Source organism: Phenylobacterium sp. (assembly GCF_030693405.1).
Classification (GTDB): Bacteria; Pseudomonadota; Alphaproteobacteria; order Caulobacterales; family Caulobacteraceae; genus Phenylobacterium.
On the sequence record NZ_JAUYAW010000029.1, the window covers coordinates 13,362 to 29,729 of the forward strand.

General features: G+C 66.4%; 16 protein-coding genes. 8 read left to right on the top strand and 8 right to left on the bottom strand.

From position 1 onward, the window contains the following. Positions 1 to 4: 4 nt before the first annotated feature. The 3 genes from Q8N19_RS05495 to Q8N19_RS05505 all read right to left on the bottom strand — a co-directional run bounded on the left by Q8N19_RS05495 (position 5) and on the right by Q8N19_RS05505 (position 3,117). A complete protein-coding gene (locus Q8N19_RS05495) occupies positions 5 to 613 on the bottom strand; it encodes an NUDIX hydrolase (protein WP_305588592.1) in 609 nt (202 codons plus the stop codon). Positions 614 to 757: 144 nt separating this feature from the next. Continuing rightward, positions 758 to 1,546: a serine protease gene (locus Q8N19_RS05500; protein ID WP_305588593.1), complete on the bottom strand. Its 789-nt coding sequence runs from the start codon at positions 1,544 to 1,546 to the stop codon at positions 758 to 760. Positions 1,547 to 1,575: 29 nt separating this feature from the next. Next, entirely contained in the window at positions 1,576 to 3,117 is a 1,542-nt protein-coding gene (locus Q8N19_RS05505) for a hypothetical protein (protein WP_305588594.1), read from the bottom strand. 268 nt (positions 3,118 to 3,385) lie between these two features. On the opposite strand from Q8N19_RS05505, the gene Q8N19_RS05510 reads away from it, so the two are divergent. Further along, positions 3,386 to 3,997 (top strand): nitroreductase family protein, encoded by a 612-nt coding sequence (locus Q8N19_RS05510; protein ID WP_305588595.1) that lies wholly within the window; start codon positions 3,386 to 3,388, stop codon positions 3,995 to 3,997. Between the two features lie 243 nt (positions 3,998 to 4,240). Here the strand turns inward: Q8N19_RS05510 and queF are convergent, their stop codons facing one another. Continuing rightward, positions 4,241 to 4,696, bottom strand: coding sequence for a preQ(1) synthase (gene queF, locus Q8N19_RS05515; RefSeq protein WP_305588596.1), 456 nt, complete (start codon positions 4,694 to 4,696; stop codon positions 4,241 to 4,243). A 128-nt stretch (positions 4,697 to 4,824) separates the two neighbouring features. On the opposite strand from queF, the gene Q8N19_RS05520 reads away from it, so the two are divergent. From Q8N19_RS05520 to Q8N19_RS05530, 3 genes are all read left to right on the top strand, one after another. Beyond that, complete coding sequence (locus tag Q8N19_RS05520) at positions 4,825 to 5,628, top strand: SDR family NAD(P)-dependent oxidoreductase (RefSeq protein ID WP_305588597.1); 804 nt, start codon at positions 4,825 to 4,827, stop codon at positions 5,626 to 5,628. A gap of 189 nt (positions 5,629 to 5,817) precedes the next feature. Next, entirely contained in the window at positions 5,818 to 6,504 is a 687-nt protein-coding gene (locus tag Q8N19_RS05525; RefSeq protein WP_305588598.1) for a TorF family putative porin, read from the top strand. A 214-nt stretch (positions 6,505 to 6,718) separates the two neighbouring features. Beyond that, the gene (locus tag Q8N19_RS05530) at positions 6,719 to 8,662 is read left to right on the top strand and encodes a UDP-N-acetylglucosamine 4,6-dehydratase family protein (protein ID WP_305588599.1); all 1,944 of its coding nucleotides are present in this window, start codon (positions 6,719 to 6,721) and stop codon (positions 8,660 to 8,662) included. A 68-nt stretch (positions 8,663 to 8,730) separates the two neighbouring features. Here Q8N19_RS05530 and Q8N19_RS05535 read toward each other — a convergent pair whose 3' ends face one another. The 4 genes from Q8N19_RS05535 to Q8N19_RS05550 form a co-directional block, all read right to left on the bottom strand. Continuing rightward, a complete protein-coding gene (locus Q8N19_RS05535; protein WP_305588600.1) occupies positions 8,731 to 8,943 on the bottom strand; it encodes a hypothetical protein in 213 nt (70 codons plus the stop codon). A 129-nt stretch (positions 8,944 to 9,072) separates the two neighbouring features. Then, positions 9,073 to 10,929: a phosphoenolpyruvate carboxykinase (GTP) gene (locus Q8N19_RS05540; protein ID WP_305588601.1), complete on the bottom strand. Its 1,857-nt coding sequence runs from the start codon at positions 10,927 to 10,929 to the stop codon at positions 9,073 to 9,075. A 200-nt stretch (positions 10,930 to 11,129) separates the two neighbouring features. Continuing rightward, entirely contained in the window at positions 11,130 to 11,258 is a 129-nt protein-coding gene (locus Q8N19_RS05545) for a hypothetical protein (RefSeq protein WP_305588602.1), read from the bottom strand. Between the two features lie 272 nt (positions 11,259 to 11,530). Next, positions 11,531 to 12,100 (bottom strand): polysaccharide biosynthesis/export family protein, encoded by a 570-nt coding sequence (locus Q8N19_RS05550; RefSeq protein WP_305588603.1) that lies wholly within the window; start codon positions 12,098 to 12,100, stop codon positions 11,531 to 11,533. A 383-nt stretch (positions 12,101 to 12,483) separates the two neighbouring features. Here Q8N19_RS05550 and Q8N19_RS05555 point away from each other — a divergent pair, with 383 nt between their 5' ends. The 4 genes from Q8N19_RS05555 to Q8N19_RS05570 all read left to right on the top strand — a co-directional run bounded on the left by Q8N19_RS05555 (position 12,484) and on the right by Q8N19_RS05570 (position 16,277). After that, complete coding sequence (locus Q8N19_RS05555; protein WP_305588604.1) at positions 12,484 to 13,563, top strand: transglutaminase-like cysteine peptidase; 1,080 nt, start codon at positions 12,484 to 12,486, stop codon at positions 13,561 to 13,563. A 125-nt stretch (positions 13,564 to 13,688) separates the two neighbouring features. Beyond that, entirely contained in the window at positions 13,689 to 15,044 is a 1,356-nt protein-coding gene (locus tag Q8N19_RS05560) for an O-antigen ligase (RefSeq protein ID WP_305588605.1), read from the top strand. Between the two features lie 32 nt (positions 15,045 to 15,076). Next, entirely contained in the window at positions 15,077 to 15,601 is a 525-nt protein-coding gene (locus Q8N19_RS05565; RefSeq protein ID WP_305588606.1) for a hypothetical protein, read from the top strand. 193 nt (positions 15,602 to 15,794) lie between these two features. Further along, positions 15,795 to 16,277 (top strand): hypothetical protein, encoded by a 483-nt coding sequence (locus Q8N19_RS05570; protein ID WP_305588607.1) that lies wholly within the window; start codon positions 15,795 to 15,797, stop codon positions 16,275 to 16,277. The last annotated feature ends 91 nt before the right edge of the window (positions 16,278 to 16,368 follow it).

Sequence of the window (16,368 nt, forward strand, 5' to 3'; positions counted from 1 at the left end):
CTCCCTAGCTTAGCAGACGGCGTGCGAGCGCCGACGGCAAGGCCCCTTCCCGAGCCATATGGTAAGCTCGAAGCAGCATCGCCACCGTGAGCATATCAGGCATATGGCCGGCAAGCGCGGTTTCGAGGGCCTCCTTGAAGGGAATCTGCGCCACAGCCAGATCCTCAGTCTCGTCCGGAGCCTGCGCCACGGGGCGAAGATCCATGGCGATGAAGCCCACGGCCCGCTCATCGGTCACCGAGTTGGACAGCTGCGCGCGCAACACCTCGCGCCAGTCGGCGGCCTCCAGTCCCACCTCTTCGCGCAGCTCGCGCCGGGCGTGCTCCAGAGGGTCGCCGTCCAGCGGCCCCCCGCCCTCAGGGATCTCCCAGCTGTAGTCGGCATGGGGATAGCGGTTCTGTCCCACCAGGGTTATGGTCCCGTCCTCATGCAGGGGCAGGATGGCCAGGGCGAGGTTCTTGAACCGCACCACCCCGTAGAGCGCCGAAGCCCCTGTCGGCGCGACCGCGTCATACTCTTCCAGGGCGATCCAGGGATTGTCATAGAGGCGACGGGCTGGACCAGCGCGCCAGGGCTGACCATGGGGCTTAAGCCAGGGCGGTTTCTGCGACATGTCTGCACCTGATGGGGTCAAGGCGGTGAGCCCGCGACAGGCTCAAGGTCGCCACTTCCATAGTCCTTCCCTTAAGCCGAGCACCACTGCGGACTGGAAGGGCTGACGCCCGCAGGTCGCTGGCGCAGGCGCTGTGCGCACCCGTCAGGCCGAGCGTTGCGCGATGGCGGCCAGGGCCCAGTCTCGCACCCAGGGTGTGAACCGGACCGCGACATTGGGGACGCCTTCGGCGGCGTGCGTGGTGATGTCGCCGTGGGCGTGTACGCCCAACAATCGGATCTTGTCCGGGGTGACCCGGAACAGGGGCGCGCCGCTCTGGGCCTTGTTGGTGTCAACCTGGTGTTCGATCAGCTGGGGCGTATGGCCGACCAACGGGCCTGCGCCCCACATCAGCTTTCCGGCGCCGTCGAGGGGATAGCCCGCCGCACGCGCCTCAGCCTTCGTCTCCACGAGCACCTGAAGCTCGTCATCACTGAAGACGTCGCTCAGGAACCTGAAGCCCGGCGCGTCCTGATCAAGACGCAGCAGGGCGACATCGTCCGCCCGCGCCCGTGTCCGCCGGTAGTCCGGATGCAGGATGTAGTGGGCTGAAATCAGCCGGCCGTCCGCCAGACGCAGCCTTGGCCGGGGACTGGCCCCAGCCTTGAAAACCACATGCGCCGCCGTCATCGCCCAGCGCTCGGAGATCAGGAAGGCCGTGCCATGGCTGACGCCCATGGCGCCGCTCACCGATAGCCGCCCGATCCCCGACCATGGCGCCGCGGTGGGATCGTTCACGGCCCTGCGGGTGTCCGTCCCAATGATCGACTTGATCGTCATGCCAGCCGACTCAGCCAGGTCTACTGGCCCGGCGGCGGCGTCAGGTGGCGCGGCATAGACCGGCTGCGACAGCTCAAAATCTGGTTCAGGACCTTCGGCGTCATCAACCGGCATCTGAGCCTCCTGTCGTTGTCTGCCGGGGTTCAGCGAGACCGGCCGGCCGCCGCCGAGACCTCGGGCTGTGGCAACTCCTGCCCGTCGCCGCCGCCCGCATCGCCTGCGTCGTTCTCGTCTTCCCCGAGCAGCGCCTTCTGCAGGGCGCCTTCACAGCTCAGCCCTATGGTGCAGGCCGCAAACCACAGCTGCGGCGCCGGCGGTGCTGGGCGCTCAGGCTTGGGGGCCGGATCCGTCTTGGCCGGGGCCGCCGGGGCCGCTGCAGGGGCCGTGGCGGCGGCAGCCGGGGCCGCCGGGGCCGCAGGCGTGGGCGGCTTGGGCGGCGTCGCGCCGCCGCTGGAACTGGCGCTTGCGGTGGTCTGGGTGGTCTGGGTGCTCTGAGCGCCCGTGGCGGCGCCCGCCGCCGGCGCAGCCGTCGTCTGGGTGGAGGTTGTGGCCGTGGTCTCAGCCTTGGCCTCTGGATAGCGCAGGTTCCGATATTCCACCCGCAGGGGGATGATCCCGCTGATCGCCTGGGTCGTCTTGCCCAGGGAGTCGATGAAGGCGTCGACCACCACCTTTGGCGCTCCAGCGACGGCAAGCGCCTGGCTGGTCTGGCTGATGGACCGGTCGCCCGCAAAGCCGTGCTCGAAATCGACCTTGTAGGTCTTGGTGGCGAACATGGCCCGCTCGACATTCAGGAGGTATTCGTCGCCGGCGACCGGAAGGTGGGCTCCTTGCCAGAGGATGGGACCGCCCGGCGCCTGCAACGCCAGCCGCCAGGCCTTTGCGACCCGCACACAGACCCCGGAGCCGTTCTGGCTGAAGTCGCACTGATTGGAGCGAGGGGCGGTCGCTGTCTCGGGCAAGAGAATAAACGGCCGGTCGCGAGCCAGGGCCGCCGCCAACGCCTTGGTGTCCACCGGGACCTTGCCCGCCGGAACCAGCGCGGCCAGGGTCGGCCCGCCCTGGCAGGTCGAGCCTTCCACCGCCGCCTCGTCGTCGCCTCCCCGAGCGTCGCGGGCGCAGTCGATCGCCTGGCGCCAACGGAGGCTGTCGAGCGTCTGGGACCAGAGGGTGAGGTTGGCCTTTTCGACCTCGACCTGACTGGTCGGATCAAGGATCGTCGTGGCCACCAGGATGGGCGCTACCCGGCGTGGAGGCTCGACCAGAGACTCCGCTGTGTCGGCCCGTGGCGCCAGGAAGCCGGGATTGAAGGCGTAGACCGCGCCAATGGAGGCGGCGAGCGCCCTCGCCGTTTCAACGCTTCGATCTTCCAGATTTAGGCTGATCTGCTGAAGAAACCCGGTCGCAGGATCGACCTTCACCTCGAACCGGTCTTCCGACGCCGCGCTGAACAACGCACCCAATGGGATGGATTCGCCCGAGGTGATCCGCGGGGTTTCAGCCGCCACCATCAGGCCGTCGGTCCCCGCCGCTTGCGCATAGTAGACCTGAACGCCCATCTCGGCCCGCGGCAGGCTGTAATAGCCCAGCGCGTTGCTTCTGACCGACTGGCTCTGCAGTGTGTTTGTCGCGCAACCGGCCAGCAGCGCGCATGCGGCGGTCGCCGCAATCGCCTTATGCAACATGATTTTCCCCGACGCAGACGCGTGTCCAGGGGACCTGCAAGGCCGCCACCTCACGCTTAAGCTTGACCATAACACACGCTTGACGGGAGTCCAGGCTGAGCGATCGTCGTTCTCTCAATCGCCCAGCGCTCGCCGCGCGGCGGGGGCCTCACCCATCAGAGGCAGGGGGCTGGCGTCAGGGCAGTTTCTGCAACATATTCTCAACTAGCGGCCGGTCGAACTGAACTCCGGCGTCAGAGCCCCTGACGCGTCCACGAAAAGGTATCCCTTGCCCCTGTCCCTGCCCGATCCCGTCCCCATGGGCGTGCCCATGCCCCAGACCGCCCGGCCCGAGGTCCTCGACTTCCTGGCCACCCGCCGCTCGGCCTCGGCCCTGACCCTGACGGCGCCGGGTCCTTCACCTGAGGACCTGAGCGTCCTGGTCCGTGTGGCCTGTCGCGTGCCGGACCATGGGAAGCTCACGCCCTGGCGGCTGATCGTCCTGGAGACCGCGCCCAAGGCGGAGTTTGCGGCGCGTCTGGAAGCCCTCGCCCTGGCCCGCGAAGACGCCAAGGCGGCCGCCAAGCTCGCCAAGTTGAAAACCCCACCCCTGTGCGTGGCGGTGGTCGCCCGGCCGCAGCTGAGCGACATTCCGGAATGGGAGCAGTTGCTGTCGGCTGCGGTGGTCTGCACCAACCTGCTCTATGGCGCCACGGCCATGGGCTACGGCGCCAACTGGATCACCGACTGGTACGCCTACGACCCTGACGCCCTGAAGATCCTGGGCCTGGAGGCCGGAGAACGGGTGGCCGGCTACATCCTGATGGGGTCGGCCAAAGAAGCGCCCCTGGAACGGGTCAGGCCAGACCCGGAAAGTCTCGTCACGCCCTGGAGCGGCTAAGCCCCATCAAAAAGACCGGCCAGCGCAGGCGCCGACCGGTCTCCGTGACACGCCCGAGGAGAGTTGGGCCCAATCTATATAGCAGTTTTACGCCCTGACCGCCAGACGGGGCCCGTATTGCCGTGCCTCGGCGTCGCCCCAGCCTGGGATGAACAAGGGAACTTCTCAACAAGCTTGGCCGTAGTCAGGGCGTTCAACTGTCGCCTGAAAGCACAAGGACTGGCCAAGACCGAAGCCCTTGAGCTAACCCCGCCCCCGATAGGGCGCGACGCCCTGATCAGGCAGCCATAGATCGGCGGGCGCAGGCCCCGACTGCCAGAACACATCTATGGGGATGCCGCCGCGCGGATACCAATAGCCGCCGATCCGCAGCCAGCGGGGCTCGGCGACGGCCATGATCTTGCGGCCGATCGACACCGTGCAGTCCTCGTGAAAGGCCCCATGGTTGCGGAACGAGGCCAAGTAGAGCTTCAGCGACTTGGATTCGATGAGCCAGCGATCGGGCGCGTAGTCGATCACCAGGTGGGCGAAGTCCGGCTGGGCGGTCACCGGGCAGAGGGATGTGAACTCCGGCGCCGTGAATCGCGCCAGATAAAGCGTGTCGGCCTGCGGGTTGGCGACTCGCTCCAAGACAGCCGCCTCGGGGCTGTCGAAGCCTCGGACATCCTGGCCAAGTTGCGTCAGATGGGTCTCTTCCATGAGCGGGCTTTAGCCGCGACGCCGCGGCTGGGCAACTGGCGCCCCCGCGACATGTGAGCCAGGCCTGGCTATGACTGAGCCCCGAGAAGAACCCGCAGGCGATGATCCTGCGCCAGGAGGAACAGCCCATGAGCGGACAGGACTTCAAGGACTATGTGGTGGTGGTGACGGGCGCCTCCACAGGGCTTGGCCGAGCCATTGCGGTGGAGACGGCGTCGCGTGGCGCAGCCGCCGTGATCATCAACTATGCCCGCAGCCGGGACGAGGCCGAGGAGACCGCCCGTCTGGTGGCCGCCCACGGCGCTCAAGGGCTGCTGGTGCAGGGTGATGTGGGCGAGGATGAGGACTGCCGGAAGATCGCCGCGGCGGCCGCGCCGTTCGGGCGGGTCGACGCCCTCTTTAACAATGCCGGGGTGACCAAGTTCGCCCCCAATCACGCCGATCTCGACGCAGTCCAGGCCCAGGATTTTCTCGACCTCTACCGGATCAATGTGGTGGGCGCCTATCAGACCCTGCGCGCCTGCCGCACCCTGCTGGAATCGGCGCCCCAGCCCGGCGCGGTGGTGAACACCTCGTCGATCGCAGGCGTCATGGGGATCGGCTCTTCGGTGCCCTATGCGGCGTCCAAGGGGGCTCTGACCACCATGACCCTGTCGCTGGCGCGGGCGCTGGCGCCCAAGATTCGGGTTAACGCCGTCTGCCCGGGCTTCATTGACACCCCCTGGTTCGAAAAGGGCCTGCCGGCTGGACGAGCGGAGAAGATGCGCCAGGGGGCTGAAGCCTCGACGCCGCTCAAGGCCGCTTCAACCGCTGAAGACGTGGCCGGCGCCACGGTGTTCCTCGCCTCTCCGGCGGCCCGCCACATTACAGGCGAGACCCTGCTGGTGGACGCCGGGACTCACCTTGGAGCGGCCCCGCTCAGTATGCGCTAGCCCTGTGGCGCAAGCGTGACAGTAGCCAGCCTTTTTTTTGGGCGCTGCCATCGAGGGGTGCTGAAATATTGGCCACGGTCTATGCAGGCGCATCTGAGCAGACAGCCCCCGTTGATCTAAGCGCCTTCACCATGAGGATGCAGAACGTCGGTCGGGCAAGGCCAGATCGGGAACTCAAGGGGATAACGAATGAAAACTCTCAAGCTTACGCTTCTCGCCGCCGCTGCGACTCTGGCCATGGGCGGCGCCGCCGCTGCGCAGGAATCGCCGGTCAGCTTCAACCTCGGCGTTGCGTCCGACTATGTTTACCGTGGCGTCAGCCAGACCGATGAAGGCCCGCAGGTCTTCGGTGGCGTCGACCTCGCCATCGGCGAAATGGGCTATGCCGGCATCTGGGCGTCCAACGTCGATTTCGGCGACGACACTGTGGGTGAAGTCGACTTCTACGCTGGTGTGACCCCGACGCTCGGCATCGCGTCGATGGACTTCGGCGTCATCTACTACTCCTACATCGACGCCCCCTCGGGCTCGGACTACAACTTCTGGGAATTCTCCGCCGCCGGCACGATCCCGGCTGGTCCGGCTGAAATCGGCGCGGCCGTCTACTATTCGCCTGACTTCTTCGGCGGCACGGGCGACGCCTTCTATTATGAAGTGAACGCCGCGGCGCCCCTGACCGAGCGCCTCAGCGTGAGCGGTGCGGTGGGTCGTCAGGAAGTCGACACCGGCCTCGACTACACCACCTGGAACGTCGGCCTCGGCTTCGCGATCAACGACACCATCGGCGTCGACGTCCGCTGGCACGACACCGATGAGTCGGGCCTGGGCAAGATCGGCGAAGGCCGTCTGGCCGCGAGCCTCACCGCCGCTTTCTAAGCGACGCTGATCTCAAATCTGAAAGGCCGTCGCCCCCTGGCGGCGGCCTTTCTCATTTTGACCAAATTCGACCGCCAAACCCTCCGACGTTGAATCGCCCGGCCAGTCTGGGTGCGCCGCCGGGGGATCGCTTCTTCCCTCAATTGAGTTTGGTTGGACGTGGGTCAGGCCCCGTCTATGTTGTCGGCTCGCAGGGAGTCGCGGAGAGCAGCCCATGATGCGGATGGCCTTCCGAGCGCAAACCGTCGTCGTCGATGTCGCCATCGCCGCTCTGGCCTTCGTATGCGCCTACCTTCTTTCGCCCTCCGCCATCCCTGATCTTGGATTTGACGGCGCCCCCTCTCTGAACATCCTCCAGCTGGCGGCGATCTACGCGGCCTTCGCCGCGGTCTTCACCAGCCTTTTCCGCGGGGAGCTGTCGCCCTGGCGCTATGCGTCGATCCCTGACGCCCTGGTGATCGCCCGCATCGCGGCCCTGACGGCAGGGCTCTTCCTGCTCACGGTCTGGATCGTCGACCGCGCCTCTACCCTGCCCCGTTCAGCGCTCGCCATGGCCGCTGTCTTCCATGTGACCGGTTGCCTGGGCCTGCGGGTATTCCGTCGGGCCATCCATGAACATGCCCTGGTCAAGATCGCGCCCCTGCGCGGCGCCGCAGGGACTCAGGCCCCGCCCCTGCGGCTGATCGGCCCGCCGGCGCTCGCCGCCACCAATTCGCGGGACGCCGCGCGGGCCAATGACCGACGCTATACGCCGGTGGGCATCATCGGCATCGACATGCGCGATGTGGGCCAACAGGTCCGTGGCGTCTGCATCATCGAGAGCCTGGACCGCCTGGAAGAGGCGCTCGACGACCTGCGCCGCTGGAACCGCTACCCGCGGGCCGTCCTGTTCCTTGAAGAGCCAAGCCAGATGAAGGGCCTTAATCCCGATCATCTGGGCCGGTTCCGGACCGATGGCGTACGCATGCTGCGACTGCCGAGCATCGTTGAGCTGCGCCACCACGAGGGCGCGGCCCTCATGCCCCTGCGCGACGTCAGTGTCGAAGAACTTCTGGCCCGCGAACCCATCCAGCTGGATCGCGCGCCCGTGGCCGCCCTCATCCGGGACCGCCGGGTGCTGATCACCGGCGCCGGCGGCAGCATCGGCAGCGAGCTGGCCCGGCAGGCGGCGGGCTTTGGTTGCGCCCACTTGACCCTAGTGGACAGTTCAGAGGCCGCCCTCTTCACCATCGACCGGGAGCTGGCCGAGGCCTATCCCGATCTCTCCCGCTCAGCCGTCCTGTGCGATGTGCGCCATGCGGGCCGCCTGCAGGGCCATTTTCAGGCTCAGGCGCCCGACCTGGTGTTCCACGCCGCGGCCCTGAAACACGTCTCCATGGTCGAGCGTCACCCGTGCGAGGGGGTGCTGACCAATGTGATCGGCACCTGGAATGTCGCCGAGGCCGCGCGCCTGTGCGGGGCGGCCCAGATGGTGCTGATCTCCACCGACAAGGCCGTCGATCCGACCAATGTCATGGGCGCCACCAAGCGGCTGGCCGAGGCCGTGATCCAGGCTCAGCAGACCAATGGGGCCAAGACCCGCTTCGCCGCCGTACGGTTCGGCAATGTGCTGGCCTCAGCCGGATCGGTGGTGCCGATCTTCAAGTCGCAGATCGAGCGCGGCGGGCCGGTGACCCTGACTCATCCGGACATGACCCGCTTCTTCATGACCATTCCGGAAGCCGCACAGCTGGTCATGCACGCCACCGCCGCCAGCGCCGAGGACCAGGACGCCCGGGCCCGCCTGTTCCTGCTGGAGATGGGTCAGCCGGTCCGCATCATGGACCTGGCCCGCCAGATGATCGCCTTGTCGGGCCGCACCCTTGGCCAGGACATCGAGATCAAAATCACCGGCCTGCGCCCCGGCGAGAAGCTCAACGAGACCCTGCTGGACGACAATGAGCACGCCACGCCGTGTGCGCCCAAGGTGATGCAGGTGGTGTCGAATTCAGCGGTGCGGATCACGCCCGGGCATCTGCAGACCCTGGAGGCCCTGGCGGAGCAGGCGGACTCCGAAGGGGTGCGCACGGCGCTGTTTGATCTGGTGGGGCAGATCCGCGGTCAGCGTCCCGGCGGCGCGCCCAAGCTCAAGGTGGTGGCAGGCGGCGGACAGGGCTGAGCCCTCGTCGCCGAAGGGCTAAGCACCCTCGTCCCTATTCAGGCCTAACCCGTATCAGTGTGGCGTCTTCAGGCCGATCCGGCTGGGGCGCGGCGGCGGCCGCCAGGAGCAGCTAGCCCGATCCAGGCCACATGGCGCATGGCGCGGTCCACGGCGGCCTTGGCGCTATCCTGGCAGGCGTCCAGACCTGTGGCGACGATCTCGCCGGCCTCGTCATAGACGCTCCAGGCCCAGCCCATAGTGTCCTGGCTCATCGAATAGGCGAAAAGTGGCTCAGACATACCCAGCCCCTGTTGCGCTGCAACATACTCAGACATCAGACGGCTCCTGAACGCGCCCTGTCAAGTTTCGATCCCTGCTCGGCTGGCCGCAGAGCCCATCCGCAGCCAAATCGATCAGGGTCTTGCGCACTATTCCGCCGCCGCCACAGCCTGGCCCCGACGCTCTGCGGCGAGGCGGGCCACCAGGGCGGCATGTTCGTCCCAAAGCGCCTTGGGCAGGCGCTCGCCGAACCGCTCATAGGCCGGCGGGATCAGGGCGGCTTCCTGCGTCCAGATGTCGGCGTCGACGGTGAGCAGCAGGTCAAGCTGGGCGTCGGTCAGGTCGAGACCGGCCAGATCCAGGCTCTCGCGGGTGGGCAAGCGACCGATCGGGGTGTCCACCGCTTCAGCGCGGCCACCGAGGCGCTCGACGATCCATTTCAGGACCCGGCTGTTTTCGCCAAAGCCCGGCCAGACGAACTTGCCGCGTTCGTCCTTGCGGAACCAGTTCACGAAATAGATGCGCGGCAGCTTTTCGGCGTCGGCCTGGGCGCCGAGCTTCAGCCAGTGATTGAAGTAATCGCCCATGTTGTAGCCGCAGAAGGGCAGCATGGCGAAGGGGTCGCGGCGCAGCTCGCCGATGGCGTTCTCGGCCGCCGCCGTGCCTTCCGAGGCCACGTTGGATGCCATGAAGACCCCGTGGCGCCAGTCGAAAGCCTCCGTCACCAGCGGCACGGCCGAGGCGCGGCGACCGCCGAACAGAATGGCCGAGATCGGCACGCCGGCGGGATCTTCCCACTCGGGCGCGATCACCGGGCACTGGTCGGCCGGGACGGTGAAGCGGGCGTTGGGATGGGCAGCAGGGGTCTCAGACGCCGGGGTCCAGGGATTGCCGCGCCAGTCGGTCAGCACCGGCGGCGGATCCTTGGTGAGGCCTTCCCACCAGACGTCGCCGTCGGGCGTCAGGGCCACATTGGTGAAGACGCAGTTGGCGTGCAGGGCGTCGATGGCGTTGCGGTTGGTCTCCAGGCCCGTGCCCGGCGCCACGCCGAAGAAGCCGGCCTCAGGATTGATGGCGTAGAGCCGACCATCCTGGCCAAAACGCATCCAGCAGATGTCGTCGCCGATGGTCTCGGCCGTCCAGCCCGGCAGGGTTGGCTGAAGCATGGCCATATTGGTCTTGCCGCACGCGCTCGGGAAGGCCGCGGCGATGTAGCGGACGTCCTTCTCCGGCGAGGTGAGCTTGAGAATGAGCATGTGCTCAGCCAGCCACCCTTCATCCCGGGCCATCACAGAGGCGATGCGCAGGGCGAAGCACTTCTTACCCAGCAGCGCATTGCCGCCGTAGCCCGAGCCATAGGACCAGATCTCCCGGGTCTCGGGGAAATGGACGATGTACTTCTCTTCGTTGCAGGGCCACGGCACGTCGGCCTGGCCAAGGTTGAGCGGCGCGCCGACGCTGTGAACGGCCGGGACGAAGAAGCCGTCTCCCCCCAGTTGCTCAAGGGCCGGCGTCCCCATACGGGTCATGACCCGCATGGAGATGGCCACATAGGCGCTGTCGGTGATCTCCACGCCGATGGCGCTGATCTTGGAGCCGAGGGGGCCCATGCAGAAGGGAACCACATACATGGTGCGGCCGCGCATGCAGCCGTCGAACAGGCCCTCGAGCTTGGCGCGCATCTCGCTCGGCTCAGCCCAGTTGTTGGTGGGGCCGGCGTCGATCTCGTTTTCCGAGCAGATGAAGGTGCGGCTTTCGACCCGGGCGACGTCGCGCGGATCAGAGGCGGCGTAGAAGGAATTGGGACGCAGGTCGGGGTTCAGGGGTTTGAGCGTCCCGCTTTGAACCAGGTCGCCGGTGAGCTTGATCCACTCGGCCTCGGAGCCGTCGCACCAATAGACGGCGTCGGGCTTGGTGAGGGCGGCGATCTCGTTCACCCAGGCGTTGAGCCCGGCATGGCGGGTCGGCGTAGCGTCCACGCTCTTGGTCGAGGTCGCATCCGTCATGAAGGTCTCCATCACCTGGCCGTCGGCCCGACGGGCCAGAGGCCGCCGGTGTTCGTTTATGAACAAGTCCATAATGCGTGACGTCGAGTGTGCAAACCGCAGGCCGTCGTAATTTTTGCTTTTTGCATGGTCCAGCTGGCGCCCGTGACGGCTCGGCGCCTCAAGGAGCCTGTCGCACATGCGCGCCCATCACGTCGTGCTCAGGAGGGACGGACCAGGCGGCGCTTGATCGTCTGCCCGGCCCAGGCCCCGCCTGCATAGATCGGGATGATGGGCAGGACGGCCAGCCATACGCCGAGCACGCCGGCAAGCTGGGCGCCGGCCCACAATTGGCGGAGGCCTTCACCCGGTGGGCGGGGGTTTGCAACGGATAGGTGACCTGGGTGCATAACGAGCTCTCCTGCAACCAGGAGAGGCGCATGCGCAGCGCAATTCAATGGCCAAGCCGCTCACCCTGGGCGCCCTCAAGCCGATAGGTCGCTTCAGGTCAACCGCCGAAGGGGCGAGCGCCTGGGCAAGGCAGGCGCCTTAACGAGAAAGAGCCGCTCGCGGGGGCCTTACCCTGCAGAGCGGCTCTCGAAGTGCTGTTCGCTAAGCCTGATCAGAAGAAGCGTTCAGCGATCCGAATGGTGTCGCCAGGGGCCACCGGCGTCATGGGGGTCAAGGGAAACTCCCGTTCATCGTCGGTGTCGCTACGCTTAATGAACACCCGACGGTTATTGGCCCGGTAGGTGAACCCACCGGCCGTGGCGACGGCGTTCAGGACCGACAGGCCGTTGGTGTAGGGGTACTCACCCGGGCTCTGGACCTCCCCAAGGATATAGAAGGGCCGATAGTTGAGAACCTCAACGCTCACCCGCGGGTCGCGCAGATAGCCTTCCTTGAGCGCCGTTTCGATGGTCGCTTGAATCTCGGGAATGGTCAGGCCCTGGGCCTTCACCTCGCCGATCAGCGGCAGGGAGATGTTGCCTGAGCCGCCCACGAAGAACTCGCCGGTCAGGCTCTCCTCCCCATAGGTGATGACCCGCACCTTATCGCCGGAGCCTAGACGGTATTCCGGCAAGATACGCACCTCAGCGACCGCCGCCTCTTGGGCGCTCACCGCTGCTGGGGCGAAGGCCGCTGCACAAAGGGCCGCCATAGCGACCAGCAGGGACAAGAACCTCTGCATCTAAACCACGCTCCACATCTCTTAAGCGTCCCCCACAACCTCCCTTCTACCGCAGTGCGGCGAAACGGGAAACTCCTATGGAGCCCTAGCCGGGCGACGGGTCCGACTAAGGATAACAAAAGCAGAATAGAACATTTACCAGGGATGAACAGCCCATTCAGATGATGTAAACCTTAACAGCACAGCAACCGAGTTTCGTAGAGATGTGTATACCCTATAACTACAGCAATGCTTAAGGCGCTTTATCGTAAACATCGCGCAACAGAACTCCAGAAGGGGTGGGTGCGGTGTTGGTCAAAAAGACTCTGTTTACTCAAGCAGCGATCGTTAGTGCTTCAATAACCCTAGCGGCGTGCGCCACGCTCCCTGAGACGAGCACCCCCATGGGCCTGGGCGTGGCCGCCTCGGCCCCGACCGGCTATCTCGACTTCTGCCAAAGGCAGCCGCAGGACTGCGGTGGAGCGCCGGCCGCGGTCGTGCGTAAGGTGGCTGAGGTCGAACTGGCGCGACGCAACGATGCTGAGGCCCGACTGGTGATGGCCGGCATCCGGACGACGACCACGGCGGCCGTCTCGGGACACAATGTGAACTGGGCCACAGCATTTGCTGAAGCTCGCCTGCGCAGAGACGCTGCTGAGCGGTCCAACGCCGCGATCGAAGAGGCCATGGTCAAGCCCGCTGGCCCGGCGGCGCCTTCCCCTGCTCTGCTACAGGTTAGTGTTGGCTCAAGTGATGCGACCCCGCGGCTGCAGCGCCTTGGGGAAGCCCCCGCCAACGTCTCGCCCCGCGCCCTCGCCCCAGAAGCCAGAGCCACGGCTGTGCGAGCCAAGCCCCCTGCCCTGACGCCGGCCTTCTGGAGTCAGCTCACCCGTATCAATGACAAGGTGAACCGGCAGATTGTCCGGCGCGCCGACATTCAGACCTATGGGGTTCTCGACAAGTGGGCGACGCCTCTGGCGCAAGGGGGCCAGTACGGCGACTGTGAAGACTATGTGCTGGAAAAGCGCCGGGCCTTGCTGGCTGAAGGCGTGCCAGAGACCGCCCTGTCCATCGCCGTCGCCACAACGAGCTGGGGGGAAAGCCACGCGGTCTTGTTGGTGTCTACCGACCAGGGGGACTATGTGCTCGACAGCCTGACGCCCTGGATCCTGCCTTGGCGCAAGGCGAACCTCACCTGGCGCGAACGCCAGGTCGCTGGCGCGCCCTTCCGTTGGGCCATGGTCAGCCTTACGCCTATCAGCGAACCGTCAGCCCATGAGGCTCCAGCAGCCGACGCCACGGGCGCCCGACTGGTCGCCGCCGAGCTTCCGGCGCCGGTTACGCCCCAGCGGCGCCTCAACGCTGAGACCTTCAACGGCCGTCCCAACGGCGCCAATCCGCAGTCGACCGCAAAAGATGAGCCTGCGCCGACAATGACCCTGGCCCTGGCGAGCGGCGCCCCCTTGCGCGGACTCCTCCACTAGGAGAAACCTCTGGCGAGCGCGGGCGCCCCGGTTCACGCCCTCCTTATCGGTGCGGCTGGGGCACGCCCCAAGGCTGCGCCGAATTGGGGCGCTGACGGTGCGGCGTTAAGGGGAAGAGGCGGCAGGTGGGCTCAGGACGCAGCGCAGGTCGATCGCGCGAGGACGAAAGTCCCCGCCGCCGTCTTTGGCCGCCGCCCGAAGGGGCTGGACTGGCGCTGGCTGGCCTTGGCCTGATCTTTCTGGCCCACCTCGCCTATGGCGCCCTGCGGATTGAGGCGAGCCTGATCACCGTGGGCGCTGCGGCCCTCCTGTTGCTCGCCTGCATCGCAATCCCGAGCGTCCGGCGCGATCTTCTGCGGGTCCGGGGGCTCGCCATTCCCGCCGTTTTGTTCGGCCTGGTGTTGCTCGCCGGGGTCTTGTCCCTAACCCCCTTTGGCCCCGCCGGTGTCCACCCTGTTTGGGCCTATGTGGGACAGACACCAGGCGCCGCCACAATCGACCGTTCGGCTACCACCTTGGAGCTGATCAAGCTCCTTGGTCTGGGCTGCATCTTTCTCGTCGGCGCAGCCACGGGCGCCTCAGACGCGCGGGCGAAGACTACGGTCAATCTGATGATCGCCTTGGCGGCTATCTTCGGCCTCTGGGCCTTTTTCAGCTTCGCCACTGGGACGCAGTATCAGACCCAAAGGGGTCGCCTCGAAGGGACCCTGATGAGCCCCAATACGGCGGGCACCTTCTTCGCCATGATGGTCATCGTCACCTTAGGCCCATTGCTGCGCGATTTGCGCGGGGTGCGTGCCGGGCAGGCTCTGCAGGCGGCGACCGGCTATTGGGCGGCCTTGATCATCCTGGTGGGCTGCCTGCTGGCCACGGCCTCAAGGGGCGCGGCCCTGGGAACGGCGGTTGGCGTTCTTGGCCTCGTCATCATTCTGTTCTTCGCTGGGCGGGTGAGCTGGAGCCGGGTCACCCTGATCATGCTCGCCGCGGTCGTGGCGGCTTTGGCCAGCCTCTACTTTGTCGGTGAGCGACTGCTGGGCCGGTTCGCCAATTTCGATCAGGACGCCAGCAGCCGCGCGGAAATGTTCGCCATGCACTGGCGCGCCTTCCTGGCGGCCCCGATCGGTGGCTATGGCCTTGGGACCTTCGACACCATTCACCGAATCTTGCTCGACGCCACGACCTTCAGCTCCATGTGGACGGTCAGAGCGACGCACAATGTCTATCTGCAGTGGCTGGAGGAAGCGGGGCTGGTCGGCGCATTGCCGATGTTTGGGGCCATCGCCGCGGTGATCGCCATCAGCCTCTGGCGGGGCTTGCGCCGCACGCGAATGACCTACGTCCTCTTCGCCCTATTGGCCGCCAATCTCGCCGTCCTGGTCCATGGGTTCACTGACTTCGCCTTGCAGACGCCGTCGGTCGCCCTGATGTGGGCCTACTTACTGGGGCTCCAGTTTTCCATGTCGCAGGGTTCGCAGCGATGAAACCCCCTGCAGTCGCCCTGAAGATCACAGGCTTGGTGCTCCTCCCCCTCACGACCCTGGGACTGGTGGCGGCAGCCCTTGCGGCCCTGTCTCCCCAGTCGAGCCCGCTTTCCTCCCCCCTGGTGTTGACCCTAGGCCAAAGCCATGCGGCCAATGCGGCGCTGGTCGCAACGCCACCGGACCAGGCGGCCGCGGCCGCGGCCAGTCAGCGGGCGCTCTCGCAAGCGCCCTATGATTCCAGCTCGCGTCTGCGGCTGGCGTATCTTGATAGTCTGGACGGAGAGCTCAGCGCCGAGGGCTTAGGGCACCTCGCGCTCTCCTATGAGTTGCTCCCGCTGGACCAATATGTCTCGACTTGGCGTGTTGGCTTCGCCCTTGAGTATTGGGGTGACCTGACACCTGAGCTGCGGAAGCAGGTCGAGACCGAGGCCACCACTTTCTTAAAAACGTCGCGTCGGCGGGAAATGGTCGCGACGCTGGAGGCTGTCACCTCGCCGGCAGGCGTGGTGCCTGCGGTATTCTGGCGTGAGCGACTGAAGCGCAGCCCCCCCAAATAGGGCACAAACGCGCGCTCGAACTTGCCTATGCCGCAAGAAGAGGCGGACCCGGTTCAATCGACGCGCGAGAATGACACAGTTTGGGGCCCTAATACTGCACCACAGCACGAACCCCCTTGAGAAACGCCGCATCTTGTGGCCATAGGAGGAGCACGGCAGCTACGCCGTTAACGTTTTTAAGGGGAGAGGCGACATGAGCCTCAAAGTGATTGGCGCCAGCGCCGTGGCGCGCGCCATGGTTGCAGTCACCGGTTTCGGTCTCGTCGCGCTCCCGGCCGCTGTGGCGATCGCCCAGACCACGACCGAAGCCGCGCAGGTTGAGGCCCTTGCCGAGGCCATCGCCGAAGCCGTCGCGGAAGCCGTGGCGGCTACCGAAGGCATGTCTGAGGAAGCTCAGGAAGCCGCTGTGGAAGCCGCCATCGCCTCGACCGTCGCGGCCAGCGGCCTGCCGGCCGACGTGGTGGCTGCCGCGGTCACCCAGTCGGCGACCATTCTTGCCGCGCAAGGCATCAGCACGCCGGCCGTGACGGCCGCGATCTCGACGGCGTCGGCCGCTGCTCAGCTCGCTGTCGCCCAGGCGCCCGCCGCCGCCGCCCCGGCTGGGGCGCCGCCGCCGCCGGCGCCGCCCACCACCATCACCGCGCCGATCTACGTGCCGCCCGGTGCGACGCCGTAAAACCTAGCTTACGCACAGAACGGCGCGCCGCTCACTGAGCGGCGCCTGCTCTGGCCCAGACCTGACAATCTCAACCTGGGCACGCGCGCTG